This is a genomic window from Niabella ginsenosidivorans (genome assembly GCF_001654455.1).
In the GTDB taxonomy this organism is placed as follows: domain Bacteria; phylum Bacteroidota; class Bacteroidia; order Chitinophagales; family Chitinophagaceae; genus Niabella; species Niabella ginsenosidivorans.
Map to the genome: position 1 here is coordinate 1,138,402 of NZ_CP015772.1, position 16,015 is coordinate 1,154,416.

The following is a 16,015-nucleotide window of genomic DNA, read 5'->3' on the forward strand; positions in this document are numbered from 1 at the left end:
TTTAAGGAATGTTTAAATTTATTACGAGCAGGCCACTGTGGGTAAATATACTGGCTGGTGTTATTCTGGCATTAGCCGTGTTTTGCCTGGTGATCCTTTCGCTGGGATGGCTGACCAATCATAATGACTCCAAAACAGTGCCACCGGTTCTTGGAAAAACATTGCCGCAGGCTGAAAAGATCCTGAGCGACGCCGGGTTTACCGTTGAAGTGCAGGACAGCGTTTTTATCGACAGTCTGAAGCCGTTGCAGATAGTGCGCCAGGTGCCGGATGAATACGAAGTGGTAAAATCAAACAGAACTGTTTACTTAACCGTGAACCGTGCTATTCCCCCCCTGGTTGAAATGCCCAATATTGTGGGGTACAGTTTAAGAAGCGCAGAACTGACCTTGCAGAACCTGGGGCTAAAGTTGGGCGATACCACGTTCAGGCCGGACTTTGCCAAGAACTCCGTGCTGCAGCAATTATATAACGGTGTAGATATTCAGCCGGGCGCCAAGATCCGCGTTGGTTCAAAGATCGACCTTGTTATCGGCAATGGTTTAGGCAGCTCGGTGGCTGTGCCCAACCTCATCGGCCTTACCTATGCAGAGGCCAAGACAGTGCTGAGCGATAAAGGGATCGGGTTAGGTTCCGTGATCATTTCCGGCGGGGTTACAGATACAAGCGGCGCCTTTGTTTATAAACAAAGCCCGGACCGGTTTGATATAGATGGCAGCCGGAAGTCGATCAGGCCCGGTCAGATCATTGATGTATGGTTAAGCGTGGAACGGCCGGTAGTAGACTCAACGGGTGCTTCAAACAACGGGCAGCTTAAAGATTCCCTTCAGGAAAAAGAACAGCAGTAATAAATAAAAACTTTAACTTTAAAATTATGAATACAATAACGGTTGAAGAATTAAAGAAAAAGATCGACAGCGGTGAGCCGGTTCATCTGATTGATGTACGGGAACCTGCTGAATATGAAGAATATAATATCGGCGCCCGGCTCATTCCGCTGGGGAAGATCCAGAATATGGAAATAGATGAGCTGGAGCCGCTGAAAGAAGAGGAATTATTTATTCATTGCCGTAGCGGAAAGAGAAGCGCAATGGCCTGCCAGTTGCTGGAATCAATGGGCTTTAAAAATACGGTAAATGTGGAAGGCGGGGTTCTGGCATGGCAGGAAGCTTTTGATCATTAAAAAACCGCAGATCGGTAATAAAAAAGTGCCTGTTCAACAGAGGCACTTTTTTTATGCAGCTATTCTTCTTTTTTGTTTTCGCCTGTGTAGGGGACAACGCGGTAGCCGGACTCGGGCAAATCGAATTTGGACATGGGAACCGCTCCGAAATCAATAGAGGAAACGGTATAGATCACCTTGGTGCTTCCCTGTGCCGCTTCATATTCCATTGCAAGCCCGGGAAGGTTCTTATTGATATACTGGAACTCATTGTTGACAGGTACAAGGTCCTTTGTAAAATAAACTGTAAAGGTAGTACCGTCACTCAGCTTGCCAATAGCCTTCTGGCAATTATAAGTGGCTATTGTTTTAAATTCATTCTCAATTGTATATGTAACGTTGTCGTACTTCTTATTCCTGTTCTTCCAGTCATTGGCCGTAAGGTTGATCATATATTTCTGGTCACCATAATCTTTCAGAATGGTAACAGCGCCTGTTTTCCCGTCAATAATGGTAGACTGTGTGCCCAGGGAGCTGATCAGATCCGAACGGCTGGAATTTCCCTTCAGATAAACCACATTGGTGGCCCCGTCCATCATTGCAGCAGCCGAAGGCTTATCATTATTGGTATTGATCACCACATCATAATAAATCGTGCCCTCAGTTAGTTTTTTTTGCCCCCAAACAGCTATGCTCAGTATCCCGCCCAGTAATAATGTGAATCCTATTTTTTTCATCTCAGTCAATTATGAGGTTTAGACGCATACCCTGCCTAAACAGTTGCGTACAGAAAATTGAAAACCGGTTTAAGCCCAAATATTTACAGGTGTTGTTTTAAAAGACAAAAATACAATTATTCGCAGGGCTTCCGCTCTGTCTGTTCATTAAATCCTGGTGATGTTTTACTTCATATTTCATCAATTTACCTTAATTTCGGCGAAAATAAAATAGGTAATGGCTGAGAAGATATTAATGCCCCGTTTGAGTGATACCATGACTGAAGGGGTGATTGCAGACTGGCATAAAAAAGTGGGTGATCCTGTTAAAAAAGGCGACCTGTTGGCAGAGATCGAAACGGATAAAGCAACCATGGAGCTGGAAAGCTATAAAGACGGTGTTATTTTATACCTGGGCGCTCCCAAGGGCTCTAAATTGCAGGTGGATGACCTTTTAGCCATTGTGGGTGAAGCCGGGGAAGATATTTCAGGTCTTGTTGGCGGAAACGGAGCTTCTTCAAAAGAAGCTGCCTCAAAACCAGAAACCCAAAAGGAGGCGGCAGCTCCTCAACAGGAGGCCCCCAAAGCTGAAAAAAAGCCTTCTGCTGATGTTTCCGGGATGGAAGAAGTAGTGCTGATGCCCCGCCTGAGCGATACCATGACTGAAGGTGTGATTGCCAGTTGGGCTAAAAATGTGGGAGATGCTGTTAAAAAAGGGGATCTGCTGGCGGAAATTGAAACAGATAAGGCCACCATGGAGCTGGAAAGCTATAAAAACGGAACCTTATTATACCAGGGCGCAAAGAAAGGCGAAAAAATACAGGTGAACGACCTGCTTTGCATCATAGGGGACCCTTCAAAAGTGGATGTTGATGCAATCGTAGCGGCCGTAAAAGGCGGCGGGGCTGCACCGGCAACCGCCGATGCCGGAAGCGAAGCAGCACCTGCAGCACAGGAAACAACTGCTCCCGCAGCAGAACAGCCGGCGGCGGCACAGTCCGCTTCTTCTGCGGACGGGCGCATCAAAGCCTCTCCTCTGGCAAAAAAACTGGCGGCTGAAAAAGGAATTGATCTCAGCCAGGTGCAGGGAAGCGGTGATAACGGGCGTATTATAAAATCGGATATTGACAATTACAAACCTGGTGCCGCGGCACCGGCCCAGCCCGAAATAGCTGCCGCCCCTGCCGGACAGGTGAGCTTTGAGGATGTACCGGTTTCCCAGATGCGTAAAGTAATTGCAAAGCGTTTGGCGGAAAGCAAATTCACTGCCCCGCATTTCTACCTGACTATGCAAATTGACATGGATAACGCTGTAGCCAGCCGCGCCCGGATCAATGAGACCAGCCCTGTAAAAATATCTTTTAATGATTTTGTTTTAAAAGCCTGCGCCATTGCGTTAAAAAAACATCCTGCCATTAACAGCAGTTGGCTGGGCGATAAAATTCGTACCAACCATCACATCAATATTGGTGTGGCCGTAGCTGTGGAAGAAGGTTTGTTAGTGCCGGTGGTGCGCTTTGCTGATACAAAGTCACTGTCGCAAATTGCTGTAGAGGTAAAAGAGTTTGCCAAAAAAGCAAAAGACAAAAAATTACAGCCATCGGATTGGGAAGGTAACACCTTCACCATTTCCAACCTGGGTATGTTTGGGATAGATGAGTTTACGGCAATTATTAATCCTCCGGATGCCTGTATCCTGGCCATTGGCGGTATTGCACAGGTACCTGTTGTAAAGAACGGGGCAGTTGTTCCCGGAAATATAATGAAAGTTACTTTAAGCTGCGATCACCGGGTGGTAGATGGCGCCAAAGGGGCAGCCTTCCTGCAAACGCTCAAAGAGCTGCTGGAAGAGCCTTTAAGAATGCTGGTTTAAGCTATAAAAATAAAAAGGAATCTACAGGCTGCAACCTTTTAAGGAGCAGCCTGTTCTATTATAAGGGGCTATTAAAATGGGTAAAAAAACAATAGTATTGGGAGCATCTGAAAACCCTGCGCGTTACAGCAATATGGCGGTAAAGCGGTTGCGTGCGCATCAGCATGAGGTTATAGCCATCGGTAAAAAAGAAGGGCGGATAGAAGACGTGCCGGTTCATAATAAAAAGATGGAAGAACAGGCTGTAGATACGGTTACTCTTTACCTGAACCGTGAGCATCAGAAACAATATGAGGATTATATTTTAGACCTGCATCCCAAAAGGATCATTTTTAACCCCGGGGCAGAAAATCCGGAACTGGCGCAGAAGGCGAAAGAACAGGGCATTGAACCTGTTGAGGCCTGTACCCTGGTATTGCTTTCCACCAACCAGTTTTAATAAAACCAGTTGAAACTTTTAAATAATTGATTTATGAAGAAGATAATTCTTGCCTTCTGTGCCTTATTGTTTACACAAATAAACCTGTCGGCGCAGGTGCTGAAACCGGTGGATGCCGAAAGTAAGGTCGCTTTTGTGATAAAGAATATGGGAATGGACGTAAACGGAACATTGAAGGGGCTAAAGGGAACGATCCAGATAGATCCATCCAATGCGGGTAAAAGTAATTTTGATGTAACTGTAGATGTAAACACCATCAATACAGGTATTGAAAAAAGAGATCATCACCTGAAAGGCTCCGATTTTTTTGATGCCGCAAAATATCCGGAGATCCGCCTTCAGTCAAAAAGAATATTACACAAATCCGGTGATACGTATTATGCAGAAGCTGTTTTAACCATGCATGGTATTTCAAAGGAGATAAAGTTTGATTTTATTGCAAAGCCGGTGGCGGGTGGTTATCAGTTCACTGGTGGATTTTCCCTGATCCGGCAGGACTATAAGATCGGTGGCAATAGCATGACAATGAGTGATAAGGTAAATGTAGTGCTTTCTGTAACAGCTAAAAAATAGGGTAGTAATGGTGGCTGCATAGTATGCAGGCCCTGCTGTATTTGTTTTGTTTTTTTCTTCCGCCTGTTTGTGTAAAACACGGTTGACCGGCTGAGAGGGAGTGTTCGTGGGATAGCATTGAAAGTGCAGAACAGATTTTAAACAGCCTTCCTCATTTATCTTATCGTGTGGGCCTTACCCTAAAAATAATTCAGATAATACAAGCATTAGGTTTTCAATTCCATAAGAACATTGCCTCCGGTCATTGGTTGCAGCCTTCCAACCCAATTTTTAATATTGCGGCGCTATGCGTCTTTTGAGAATATTGTTGTTTGCTGCTATGCATATTTGGCTGCTCCGCAGCTATGCTTTCTGAATGACACATCATTGAAGGTGCAGCGCACCGGTACTATTTTATAGATCCAGACAAAACAATCACAGAGCCGCAGCGTGGCGTGACATCAATTACCGCCGTTTCAGGTTATCCGCCGGTACGGTGCTGCCTGCAAATATCGTTTTGAAGCAATATTTGTGTCCACAGGACAGTCATTTACCGGAATACCTGTTATATTATACCATTTGGACATTAAAAGAACACGATCACCCCGAGTTTTTTATAGGGCGCCTGATCAATGAGGCGATGACAAACACGCTTGTAGTCACCCTGCCCCGAATGCTCGGGGTATTTCAGGGTCCAGGTGAGCGATCAATAGATGCCGAAACAATTCCGAACTATCGGAACGGCATGACAAAAAGAAAGATTGATTTTCAAAACAATAACACATCTGTCATTGGCAGCGCATCCCACGATAGCAGGAGAAGCCGGGGGATCTGTGTTATAAGGGAGATTCCTTCGCTCATTCCGCTCCGTTCCATCCGGAATGACGTTCCTTATGTAGATGCATTTCCAACAACTTCCAACACTTTTTAGTAACAGCCTGACGAACCCTGATGCAATTGTAATCTTACCCTTCTTCAGGCTCCTGACATACCTTCACCTGATGCAATCTAAATGATATTATTACCCAGCAAAAACGGATACAATATCAAAAGTACCTGTGTTCCGGAGAGCCCGTTTATTCAATAAATGATTTATTTTGGATCGTATGCCCATTCTACCAGGGTAGCTCCCCAGGTAAAGCCCCCGCCAAAGGCTGCCAGCACCAGTTTGTCACCCTTCTTTAACTGGTTTTCCCACTCCCACAGGCACAGCGGGATGGTTGCGGCCGTGGTGTTACCATAGCGTTGGATATTGATCATTACTTTTTCTCTTGGCAGGCCGATGCGCTCAGCCGTTGCATCAATGATCCTTAGGTTGGCCTGATGCGGCACCAGCCACTTAATATCGTCACCGGTCAGGTTGTTTCTTTCCAGCAGCTCCGCGCTCACATCTGCCATACCCTTCACCGCAAATTTGAAAACGGTTTTACCCTCCTGGTAGGCATAATGTTCTCTTGAGGCAACAGTTTCTGCAGTAGCAGGGTACATGGACCCGCCGGCCTTCATCCTCAGGTATTGGGCACCGCTTCCGTCACTTCTTAAAAGACTGTCCTTAATGCCTGCCCCGTTTTCGGCGGGCTCCAGTAATACGGCACCTGCTCCATCTCCAAAAATAATGCACGTGGCACGGTCTGTATAATCAATGATTGCGCTCATTTTATCTGCTCCCACCACTACTACTTTTTTATAGCGGCCGCTTTCAATGAGACCGGCACCCAGGGTTAAGGTATAAAGAAAGCCGGAGCAGGCGGCTGATACGTCAAACCCCCATGCGTTGGCAGCGCCTATTTTATCGCATACAATATTTGCGGTGGCAGGGAAAACCATATCGGGGGTTACTGTTGCTACGATCAGGCAGTCGATCTCCTCCGGCGTTATGCCGCGTTTTTCCAGCAATTGCTTTACTGCAGGTACAATCATTTCAGATATTCCCTTTCCTTCTCCCTTCAATATCCTGCGCTCTTCAATACCGGTCCTGGTGCGTATCCACTCATCAGTAGTGTCCACCATTTTTTCCAGGTCCTTATTGGTCAGTTTGTCTTCAGGGACGTATCCGCCAACGGCAGTAATAGCTGCAGTAATCTTATTGCTCATCTGCTAAAAAAAATTTGGGGCCAAAGTTAGGGGATAAATTTTAACTTGTAACAATTGTCTGTAACAGTGCGGGGCGTTGAGGCATTGTTTGTGGCAGGGTATGTGCCTGCAGGGAAAACATTCACTCAATACGATAAACTCAGTTACTTTTAAAACAACTGCAGGGCAGTACTATAGTGCTCTGGATACCGGGGTTGACCTGCCGGCGGGCCCGTTAAATGTATAATCAGGTACTGTTAACAGCATGCCGTACCCATTGCAGAAAATAGTAAATTCGCGGAATGTACGCTTATTTAAAAGGGAGCTTTGCTCATAAAACTCCATCTTCAGTAATTGTTGATGTTCATGGGGTAGGGTATGAGGTCAACATCAGTCTGAATACTTATTCCAGCATAGAGCATAAAAGTGAGGGATTATTATTTGTGCACCTGCTGGTGCGTGAAGATGCCCAGCTGCTTTACGGATTTGCTGAAGCAAAAGAAAAGGAGATCTTTCTGGGGCTGATCAGCGTTTCCGGGATCGGCGCCGGCACAGCACGGCTGATACTTTCCTATATGAAACCGGATGAGATTGTGGCGGCAATAACAAGAGGCGATGCAAAGTCGTTGGAACGGATCAGAGGCATTGGTAAAAAAACCGCAGAAAGGGCTGTACTGGAGCTAAAAGATAAGCTGGGTAAAGTAATGCCGGATACGGGCCTTGAACCACTGAAAGATGCCGGATCCACATTAAAACAGGATGCATTAAGCGCCCTGCAATCGCTGGGTATTAACAGGAGCCAGGCAGAACAGGCTATACAGAAGATCGCTACCCAGGAACCGGATATTGCTTTAGAGCAATTGATCAAAAAAGCGCTGAAGGCGCTTTGAGATGGCGGGCTGACGCTGCATACCCTATTCAATGATGCGTGGTGCATCTGATTATTCATTCTAATAGCCATTGGAATCCGGGACTGAAAACTGATCATTAAAATAAGCAATAAGGAATTTTAAATAAGGAATAAGGAAGGAGGCAATGTAGAATAAGGAATGAAAAATTTTTAACGGGGAATGTGAATGGCCGATGATCAATAGCCCATGATCTATATTGCACAGGAGATCAGGGCAGCAGTAACTGACCCCGAAGGTTCGGACTGATAACTGAAAACTGATTACTGTTATTGAAACGCAGAGGGATCATTATTGATCTCGATCCAGTAATGATCAGGATCCTGCAACCATATCTGCTTTACGCCATCCACACGTATGGTAATTGCCGATGCTTTTCCGTTTACATCTTCATAGTGGATTTTGTTGCGATCAAGCCTGGCAATAAAATCTTCCAGGGAAGGTACACTAAAGCACATGTGATTGTTCTTGAAATACTCCCGGGGCTGATCAGCGCCCAGAATAATGTGAAGCGTGGTTTTGGGGCCTGTTTGAAACCAGGCATGTCTTCCCACTTTAAACGGCTCATCAACCTGTTGTAAGCCGATGATACGGGAATAGAAATCTGCAGATCGCTTCAGATCAACCACGCAAATAGCCTGGTGATTGGCTACAATGGCGGCGTTCTTTTTTTCCTGCGCATTTGTGCTCATGACCGATAATAAAATCAAAATAAATAAGAAGGAAACCCTTTTCATGGCATTGAACATCATTTAGTGGCCTTAAAAGTATTGATTTTTCCAGGAGGAAGACCAATAATTTTTTTGCGGGCCTGCTCCTAATGGGCCAGGTGCGGATGCGGGCTGCTCAATTGTCTTAGATATGAAACATGAGAGGTAAAGGCGGAAAGCACTTTGGGAAACTCAATATAGCTTACATTGAACTCTTTACAGGTGCTTTTGATGATCTTATTGATCTTAGGATAATGGATATGCGAAATTTTTGGAAAGAGGTGATGTTCTACCTGAAAGTTCAGTCCTCCCATAAACCAGCAGGCCAGTCTGTTTTTAGTGGCAAAATTAGCCGTGGTCTTCAACTGGTGAATGGCCCATTCGTCGTCTATTTTGTTGTTCTGTGTGTTTACAACAGGGAAATGGGTATCTTCTACCGTATGGGCCAGTTGAAATACAACACTGAGAACAAAACCTGCAAAAAGGGTATAGATAAGAAAACCGATCCCCCAGGATTCAAACCCCACTTTGTAAATGGGCAATACAATAAATAAGAATACATGCAGCACTTTAAAGCCCCAGAAAATCAGATGATCTTTGGTTTTCATTTTCTTTAAAGGAATATCGCCCACTTTCCCGGAAAAGTATTTCTTATAGTCAGAAAAAAAGATCCAGAACAGATACAAAAACGAATAAGCTAACCAAAAATACAAATGCTGATAACGATGAATCTTATAGAATTTCTGAGATTCGCAGAGCCTTAAAAAGGGCTTTGCGTCCAGGTCATCATCAATGCCGTCAATATTAGTATATGCGTGATGGATCACATTGTGCTTCATCTTCCACATAAAAGTATTGGCGCCTAAAAAATTTAAAGAAGATGCTGCCAGTGAGTTTACCCAGGGTTTGCTGCTGAAACTACCATGCGCGCCGTCATGCATAATGTTAAAACCAATAGCGGAAGTAAACAGCCCCAGCAACAGGCACTCTGCAATGCCCCAGAATGCCGCCGGTGTAAAAAACACCAGGTGTATATAAAGGGTCAGGAACCCAAGCACTAAAAATATGGCCTTGGAATACAGACGGATGTTCCCGGTACTTTGCACACCCTTTGTTTCAAAGTAATCATGAATACGATTTTTAAGAACCGTATGAAAGGAAGGAGGCGGGGGTGCAGCAAACTTAGGAAATGCCATTACTATTAAAATACTTTTTTTTGAATATTTGGTTTGCAAAGGTAGCTAAAAGGCGCCAGTCTGAAGTATTAATTCTCTTAAAATTCAGAGGCCGGCTTTAACGTTTGCCTGATCAGGTCTCTTTGAGAATAATTCCTGATAAATTTGACATTCCAATGACTTTGGTGGTCATTAGCCCCTCTCCATACTTCACACCAATTCTTTTTCCCATCATCCTGCTTCTTGCAAGGATGCTTTCTCTGAAATCCGGCGTGGATATATAGGTTTGCGGCTCCTGGTTATTTTCAGGGGAAGCGTCTGTATAAAATTGCGTGCGGTAGGCCTCCACGGCTTTCATTTTCAGATCAACCACATCTGTAATGTCAATAATTAAATCGGGCTCATGATACCAGTCCTGCATATACTGAAAAAAATAAGCAGGGCGCCATTTCTCCTGTGGGGTACCGTCATCATTTTTCGTTTCAATTTTTGAAAGGCCCGATAAAAAACAGGCGTCGTTAATCAGATGCCCTGCACGGCCATGATCCGGGTGCCGGTCATTCAGTACATTCCCCAGTATAATATCCGGTTGATATTTGCGGATGGTTTTGATGAGTTTTAACTGGTGCTTCTCATCATTTTTAAAAAAGCCGTCGCGCATTTTAAGATTCTCCCTTACTGCAACGCCCATGATCTCTGCAGCATCTGCGGCTTCCTTATAACGGGTTTCTTTAGTGCCTCTTGTGCCCAGTTCTCCCTGGGTAAGATCAATGATGCCGGCCTTTTTGCCGGCCCGGATCTCTTTTAAGAGCGTTCCCGCACAGCAAAGCTCCACATCGTCCGGGTGAACACCAATGGCCAGTATGTCTAATTTCATGTATTCAATTTTGTTTTATTCTGAAAAACCGGATCAATCCATTTCATAAATGGTGCAAAGAAACAAAAGAAATAGGAAATGGGAAGCGTGCTTATTTTTCCTGCCGGCCGGCAGTGAATAGTGCCGCGGATACGCGAACGGGGCTTTTTAGCCGGCTCGTGTTTATATTAAGGATGAACTGCCTGTTATAATTGATCCGGAATCTTTCTGAGGTGCCGCTTTGTGATAAAAAATATTTTTTCCGGTTTATGTATCTGTCTGTTGTACAGGACTATTTATTTTATTACTTTTATTAAGATATTAAGAGCTTCATCTTATATATTTTCTACGAATTTAAGGATCATTAAAAAACTGTTTACCAAAACACTGGTCAAATGCTACAGGAAGTTAAAAAGCGGATAAAGCTGTATGTTGGAAAAGCGATTGCTGTTTTGAACCAGTCGTCAAAAGGAGCCCTGGCCGGAAGTATGGCTGCCGCACTGATCTGTATCTTTTATTTAGGGAGTGTTGTTCATACCGGTCTGCCCTTTTTGGTGGATCTGCTCATTATATTGCTGGTTTCACTATTAATCGTCGGGTTCATTTATGCCTGCTCGTTTTACTTATACAGGGGGATATTGAAAATTAATAAGTTTACGGTTACTGCAGTAATCGGAACCTGTATCATAACGGCTATATTACCTGACGAACGATTCAATCGCCCTTTTATATTTTTAGAACTGATCTCAGGTATTTTAATAGGAATAGGGTTTAATAAAAAAAGCAACTGGAGAACGAAGCTGATTTTTATTTTTCTGGCAGTTCTGATCAATATTTTAGTGTTTGCTTCCCTGTTCAGTAAAGGAACAGACCGTTCCGTGCCGGTATCTGAGGCGTACTGGAAGCAGAAAATGTGGAACCCGGTAATGATCAGTGATCCTTCACAAAAAGGTATTTACCCTGTAAAACGGTTATTTTACGGGAGTGGAACAGATAAGTGGCGTAAGGAATATGGCAAAGGGATCTCCCTCAAAACAGATGCGGTAGATGCTTCTCCTTATATGGAGCCCTGGTCGCACGTGAAAACGTACCTGCGAAGATCCTACTGGGGATTTGATATAAAGGCATTGCCGCTGAACGCCAGAGTATGGTATCCTGAAGGTACCGGCAGTTTCCCCCTGGTGCTTTTTGTGCATGGGAACCATTTAATGACCGATTATTCAGACCCCGGCTATGAATACCTGGGTGAGCTGTTGGCCAGCAAGGGTTTCATTGTTGCATCGATCGATGAAAATTTTTTAAACCAGAGCTGGTTTGATGATTACTGGTTTAATGAAATGAATGTTCGCGCATGGCTGATCTTAAAGCATCTTGAATACTGGCGGAAATGGAATGGTACTGCCGGAACTCCTTTTTCGGGAAAGGTAGACCTTAACAATATTTGTTTGATTGGCCATTCGCGCGGCGCCGATGCAGTTGCGATGGCTGCTGTGATGAATACATTTGATCACTATCCTTATGATGGAAACATTCCTTTTCATTTTAATTTTTCAATAAAAAGCATTGTTCAGATCGCGCCACCCGACAAGCAGTTAAGTAATATAGAGATACCGTTGCGTATGACCAATATGAACTACCTGTTGCTGCAAGGCAGCCATGATCAGGATATCTATTACAATGCCGGTGTCCGGATGTATAACCGGATAAAGTTTGAACCGGGAAAAAATGCCCTTAAGACTTCCTTATACATATACAGGGCCAATCACGGACAGTTTAATACGGTTTGGGGAGCTACGGACAACGCATTTCCCGACCAGTTTTTTATGAATTCAGGGGCTTTACTGAAGGGAGAAGATCAGCGAAAAATTGCAAAGATCTATATATCGGCGTTCCTGGAGGCTACGCTTAAAGGCAGGAAGGAGTACATTCCTTTATTAAAGGATTATCGCAATGGATTTAACCTGTTGCCTAAAGATTATTACATCAGCCAGTATGAAGATGGTTCATTTAACTATATTGCCGATTTTGAAGAGGACCGGGATGTAAGCACGGCTACTTTAAAAGGGTGCTCAATAGAAGCTGCAGGACTGGATCAATGGAAAGAAATACGGTTACGGCTCAGGAATAATGAAGAAGCAGGGCAGGGAAATTCCGGAGTGTTAGTAGGCTGGGATAATGATACGTCGTCTGTTAAACCCGCTCCTTATTACGCTATAAACATACCAGATACAGCCTTACAGAAAGTGCATCCGGATACTGCAGGCCACCTGTTCTTTTTTATTGCGAATAACAGCGATCATGCGAACCGGGTAAATTTTTCTATCCAGCTAAAGACGAGGTCAGGAAGCGTAATAAAGCCTCTCAGCGATTTTTTTATTATGGCTCCTTTGCTGAAAACAGAGCTGGCCAAATGGAATTACCTGCCGGACCTGCGCAAAAATATGCCCGTGGAACGGGTACTTCAGTATATTCAGATCCCTTTTTCTGCCTTTAAAGCAGCAGATCCTGCATTTCAGTCATCCCAGATAGAGCAGATTAAATTTATTTTTGATAAGGAGCCGACCGGAGCAATTCTTATAGACAGAATCGGAATTAATTAAACCCGGCAGCTTTCTGTTAAAGCTATGCGCAGCAGGATCAGATAATGCAGATCTTTGCAATCCGGAGGAATCGCTTTTTTTTATACCTCACTATAATTGGCGATGCCCTGATTTTGGAACGGGCTTGCAGAAGTACTATTTTTATCATCCAGTGTTTTCCCTATAAATCATTGCTGTAAACAAAGAACTTGTTTTTGCATTAGCGGTAGCTGTGTGCTGAAGCACCGGCTGGCTGACCTGTAACCTTTAAACTGTTTGGCATGAGCGCTTTTAAAACCGGATGGTACGTAATTTATACAAAGAACAGGCACGAAAGAAAAGTAGCTCAGCAACTGGAACGGGCAGGCGTTGAATATTTTCTGCCCTGTATTAATGCCGTTCGCCAATGGTATGATCGTAAGAAAATTGTTTCGGTACCATTATTCCCCTCCTACATATTTGTTAAGATAAAAGAAGTGAGGAGCTACCTGGCAAGTGTTGATCTGGACGGGGTTTTATATTTCCTGAAAACAGGAAAAGAAATGGCCAGCGTAAAAGAAGAGCTGATTACCAGCATCCGGCTGATCGTAAATAACTGCAGGGAAGTGGAAGTGTCCGCTGAATTATTTAACGTAGGTAAAAGAATGGTGATCAGCGATGGCCCTTTTACCGGTTTACAGTGTGAAGTGGTGGAACATATGGGTAATGAAAAGATACTGGTTAAAGTAGCCATTTTAAACCGCAATATCCTTGTAAAGCATGCCATTGATCAATTGCTTCCTGTGGAAGCCTGCCGGTGCTGAATCTTCTGTGTTGCGGGGCCTGATCCTGCCAGGTTTCATAATGGGCTGCGTCATTTTAATTACCTGTTGCCTTAAGTGGTTGGTGTGAACATAAACCATGACTGTACCTGACTGGCTAAAAGGCCTTCTGATGGTCATCAAACTAAAATGAAAAATTAAGTGCATTGAAATGGCAGGTACGTTGCTAAGCGAATGTCATGGTGAGGCAACCATAAAAGCGTTTCATTTAAGTTCATTCGGATGACAAGTTTTTTAATCGTCACCCCGACCAAACCTGCTTTCAGCAGGTGCGCAGAGGGATCTCATCTGTTACAGAGAGCTCTCCGCTCGTTCTCCGAACTCGGTCGAGACGACGATCTTGTATATTGTTGGATTTCAATACAATAAAATACTTGTCAATAACAGCCTCACGAACCATGATTCGGTTATAAAAATCACCCTTCGCCCGTTCAGGCTGACGTTAGTTTTTAGCGGCCCCAAGTGAGTTGATTTTAATACCGGTTTATTATCAATTCCTGAAAAAGTATATAGAATTTTCCTCGTTATATAAATTTCATATTTAAAATAAAAGTATATGCCTGTTCAGACAACTTATCCCGGAGTATATATTGAAGAAATACCCAGCGGCGTGCGCACGATTACCGGTGTGGCTACTTCAATAACTGCGTTTATTGGCAGGGCCTTAAAGGGCCCGGTAAATGTGCCTGTGACCATTAATAATTTCAGTGATTTTACCCGGCAGTTTGGCGGCCTTTGGGTAGATAGTACCATGAGTTATGCTGTTCAGGACTTTTATCAGAATGGAGGTAGCCAGGCCATTATTGTACGTATTGTAAATGATGCAGACACTGCTCAGTTTGTGTTGCCCGCAGGCGCGGAAGCGCTTACCCTGGTGGCCACCAGCCCGGGCAGCTGGGCCAATCAGTTGCTGGTATCAGTAAATTATAATACCCAGGACCCTACAGCGCCTGTTCTTTCACCACCGGCCCCGCCTGCTGCCAATCTCTTCAACCTGGTGATCTATGAACGCGATGAAACAACGCAACAGGTACAGAAAATTGAAGAATACCTACGGGTGTCGTTGTTGCCGGAATCACCCCGGTTCCTGCCACGGGTATTGCAGCAAAATTCAACGGTCTTAAATGTACGCACCGCAAGCGATGGTACCTGGGAACTGCCGGTAAACCGCCCGGATGAAACAACAGACCCGGTTGAAGTGGACACACCGGTTACTGATGGCGATGCGCTTACCGTAAATGAATACCTGGGCGATGGTGCTGACAACCCCGGACTTGACGCCTTTTTAAAAACGGACCTGTTTAACCTGTTATCCATTCCGCCACCGGTAAGAGGTCAGGATACCAATGCGGCTGTGTATACAAGAGCGCTGGATATCTGTGTAAAAAAACGAGCCATTTTATTGGTAGACCCGCCGGTGGCATGGGGCAGTAACAGCAATAATGCGGTCAGCAATCCTATTGGAGGTCTGAACAGCTTAGGAATATCCGGTAGTGTTGCCAGAAATGCTGCACTGTATTACCCGTTGGTTTACAAAGCTGATCCTTTAAGGGAAAATCAAACCGATCTGTTTGTGCCCAGCGGGATCATTGCCGGACTTATTGCGGCTACTGATACTAACCGGGGCGTCTGGAAATCACCTGCAGGCGTAGACCTTGGATTATCCGGTGTACAGGCATTACAGGTCAGTTTGTCGGATGATGAGAACGGGCAGCTGAATCCGCTGGGGATCAATTGCCTTCGTTCCTTCCCGGTGATCGGCCGTGTGGTCTGGGGCGCACGCACCATGCGGGGCGCTGATCAGCTGGCGGATGAATATAAATATTTAGCGGTCAGGAGAACAGCGCTGTATATAGAGGAATCTTTATACCGCGGTACCAAGTGGGTGGTATTTGAGCCCAATGATGAACCGTTATGGGCGCAGATCCGTCTAAATGTAGGTGCGTTTATGCACAACCTTTTCCGGCAGGGCGCTTTCCAGGGTAAAACACCAAAAGATGCTTACCTGGTAAAATGCGACAGCGAAACCACCACGCAAAATGATATTAATATGGGCGTGGTAAATATTCTTGTTGCATTTGCACCGCTGAAACCTGCGGAATTCGTCATCATAAAAATTCAGCAGCTGGCTGGTCAAATTGATATTTAAAA

General features: G+C 44.6%; 15 protein-coding genes. 10 read left to right on the forward strand and 5 right to left on the reverse strand.

Annotation, left to right across the window (positions count from 1 at the left end; all coding sequences use genetic code 11):
• The first annotated feature begins 8 nt into the window (after nucleotides 1-8).
• The gene (locus A8C56_RS04675) at nucleotides 9-848 is read left to right on the forward strand and encodes a PASTA domain-containing protein (RefSeq protein WP_067752702.1); all 840 of its coding nucleotides are present in this window, start codon (nucleotides 9-11) and stop codon (nucleotides 846-848) included.
• Nucleotides 849-874: 26 nt separating this feature from the next.
• On the forward strand, nucleotides 875-1,183 hold the full coding sequence (locus A8C56_RS04680) for a rhodanese-like domain-containing protein (RefSeq protein WP_067752705.1): 309 nt from the start codon (nucleotides 875-877) through the stop codon (nucleotides 1,181-1,183).
• A 59-nt stretch (nucleotides 1,184-1,242) separates the two neighbouring features.
• Here the strand turns inward: A8C56_RS04680 and A8C56_RS04685 are convergent, their stop codons facing one another.
• Nucleotides 1,243-1,899 carry a hypothetical protein gene (locus A8C56_RS04685; protein WP_067752708.1) on the reverse strand — a complete coding sequence of 219 codons (657 nt, stop codon included), beginning with the start codon at nucleotides 1,897-1,899 and terminating at the stop codon, nucleotides 1,243-1,245.
• Between the two features lie 217 nt (nucleotides 1,900-2,116).
• Here A8C56_RS04685 and A8C56_RS04690 point away from each other — a divergent pair, with 217 nt between their 5' ends.
• The 4 genes from A8C56_RS04690 (at nucleotide 2,117) to A8C56_RS04705 (ending at nucleotide 5,673) form a co-directional block, all read left to right on the forward strand.
• A complete protein-coding gene (locus tag A8C56_RS04690) occupies nucleotides 2,117-3,751 on the forward strand; it encodes a pyruvate dehydrogenase complex dihydrolipoamide acetyltransferase (protein ID WP_067752709.1) in 1,635 nt (544 codons plus the stop codon).
• Between the two features lie 76 nt (nucleotides 3,752-3,827).
• Nucleotides 3,828-4,190: a CoA-binding protein gene (locus A8C56_RS04695; RefSeq protein ID WP_067752718.1), complete on the forward strand. Its 363-nt coding sequence runs from the start codon at nucleotides 3,828-3,830 to the stop codon at nucleotides 4,188-4,190.
• A 33-nt stretch (nucleotides 4,191-4,223) separates the two neighbouring features.
• A complete protein-coding gene (locus tag A8C56_RS04700; protein ID WP_067752720.1) occupies nucleotides 4,224-4,763 on the forward strand; it encodes a YceI family protein in 540 nt (179 codons plus the stop codon).
• A 496-nt stretch (nucleotides 4,764-5,259) separates the two neighbouring features.
• The gene (locus A8C56_RS04705; protein WP_157097873.1) at nucleotides 5,260-5,673 is read left to right on the forward strand and encodes a hypothetical protein; all 414 of its coding nucleotides are present in this window, start codon (nucleotides 5,260-5,262) and stop codon (nucleotides 5,671-5,673) included.
• Between the two features lie 161 nt (nucleotides 5,674-5,834).
• Here the strand turns inward: A8C56_RS04705 and A8C56_RS04710 are convergent, their stop codons facing one another.
• A complete protein-coding gene (locus A8C56_RS04710; protein WP_067752725.1) occupies nucleotides 5,835-6,836 on the reverse strand; it encodes a beta-ketoacyl-ACP synthase III in 1,002 nt (333 codons plus the stop codon).
• Between the two features lie 281 nt (nucleotides 6,837-7,117).
• Between A8C56_RS04710 and ruvA the strand changes: the two genes are divergently transcribed.
• Nucleotides 7,118-7,705, forward strand: a complete 588-nt coding sequence (gene ruvA / locus A8C56_RS04715) for a Holliday junction branch migration protein RuvA (RefSeq protein WP_067752727.1) — start codon at nucleotides 7,118-7,120, stop codon at nucleotides 7,703-7,705.
• 287 nt (nucleotides 7,706-7,992) lie between these two features.
• Here the strand turns inward: ruvA and A8C56_RS04720 are convergent, their stop codons facing one another.
• From A8C56_RS04720 to bshB1, 3 genes are all read right to left on the reverse strand, one after another.
• Nucleotides 7,993-8,415, reverse strand: coding sequence for a VOC family protein (locus A8C56_RS04720; RefSeq protein WP_245645763.1), 423 nt, complete (start codon nucleotides 8,413-8,415; stop codon nucleotides 7,993-7,995).
• 125 nt (nucleotides 8,416-8,540) lie between these two features.
• Nucleotides 8,541-9,629, reverse strand: a complete 1,089-nt coding sequence (locus tag A8C56_RS04725; protein ID WP_067761604.1) for a fatty acid desaturase family protein — start codon at nucleotides 9,627-9,629, stop codon at nucleotides 8,541-8,543.
• A 112-nt stretch (nucleotides 9,630-9,741) separates the two neighbouring features.
• On the reverse strand, nucleotides 9,742-10,485 hold the full coding sequence (bshB1, locus tag A8C56_RS04730) for a bacillithiol biosynthesis deacetylase BshB1 (RefSeq protein WP_067752730.1): 744 nt from the start codon (nucleotides 10,483-10,485) through the stop codon (nucleotides 9,742-9,744).
• A gap of 374 nt (nucleotides 10,486-10,859) precedes the next feature.
• Here bshB1 and A8C56_RS04735 point away from each other — a divergent pair, with 374 nt between their 5' ends.
• The 3 genes from A8C56_RS04735 (at nucleotide 10,860) to A8C56_RS04745 (ending at nucleotide 16,013) form a co-directional block, all read left to right on the forward strand.
• Nucleotides 10,860-13,064, forward strand: coding sequence for an alpha/beta hydrolase family protein (locus A8C56_RS04735; protein WP_067752732.1), 2,205 nt, complete (start codon nucleotides 10,860-10,862; stop codon nucleotides 13,062-13,064).
• 260 nt (nucleotides 13,065-13,324) lie between these two features.
• Nucleotides 13,325-13,846, forward strand: coding sequence for a UpxY family transcription antiterminator (locus A8C56_RS04740; protein WP_067752736.1), 522 nt, complete (start codon nucleotides 13,325-13,327; stop codon nucleotides 13,844-13,846).
• Nucleotides 13,847-14,420: 574 nt separating this feature from the next.
• A complete protein-coding gene (locus tag A8C56_RS04745; RefSeq protein WP_067752738.1) occupies nucleotides 14,421-16,013 on the forward strand; it encodes a phage tail sheath family protein in 1,593 nt (530 codons plus the stop codon).
• Nucleotides 16,014-16,015 lie beyond the last annotated feature (2 nt).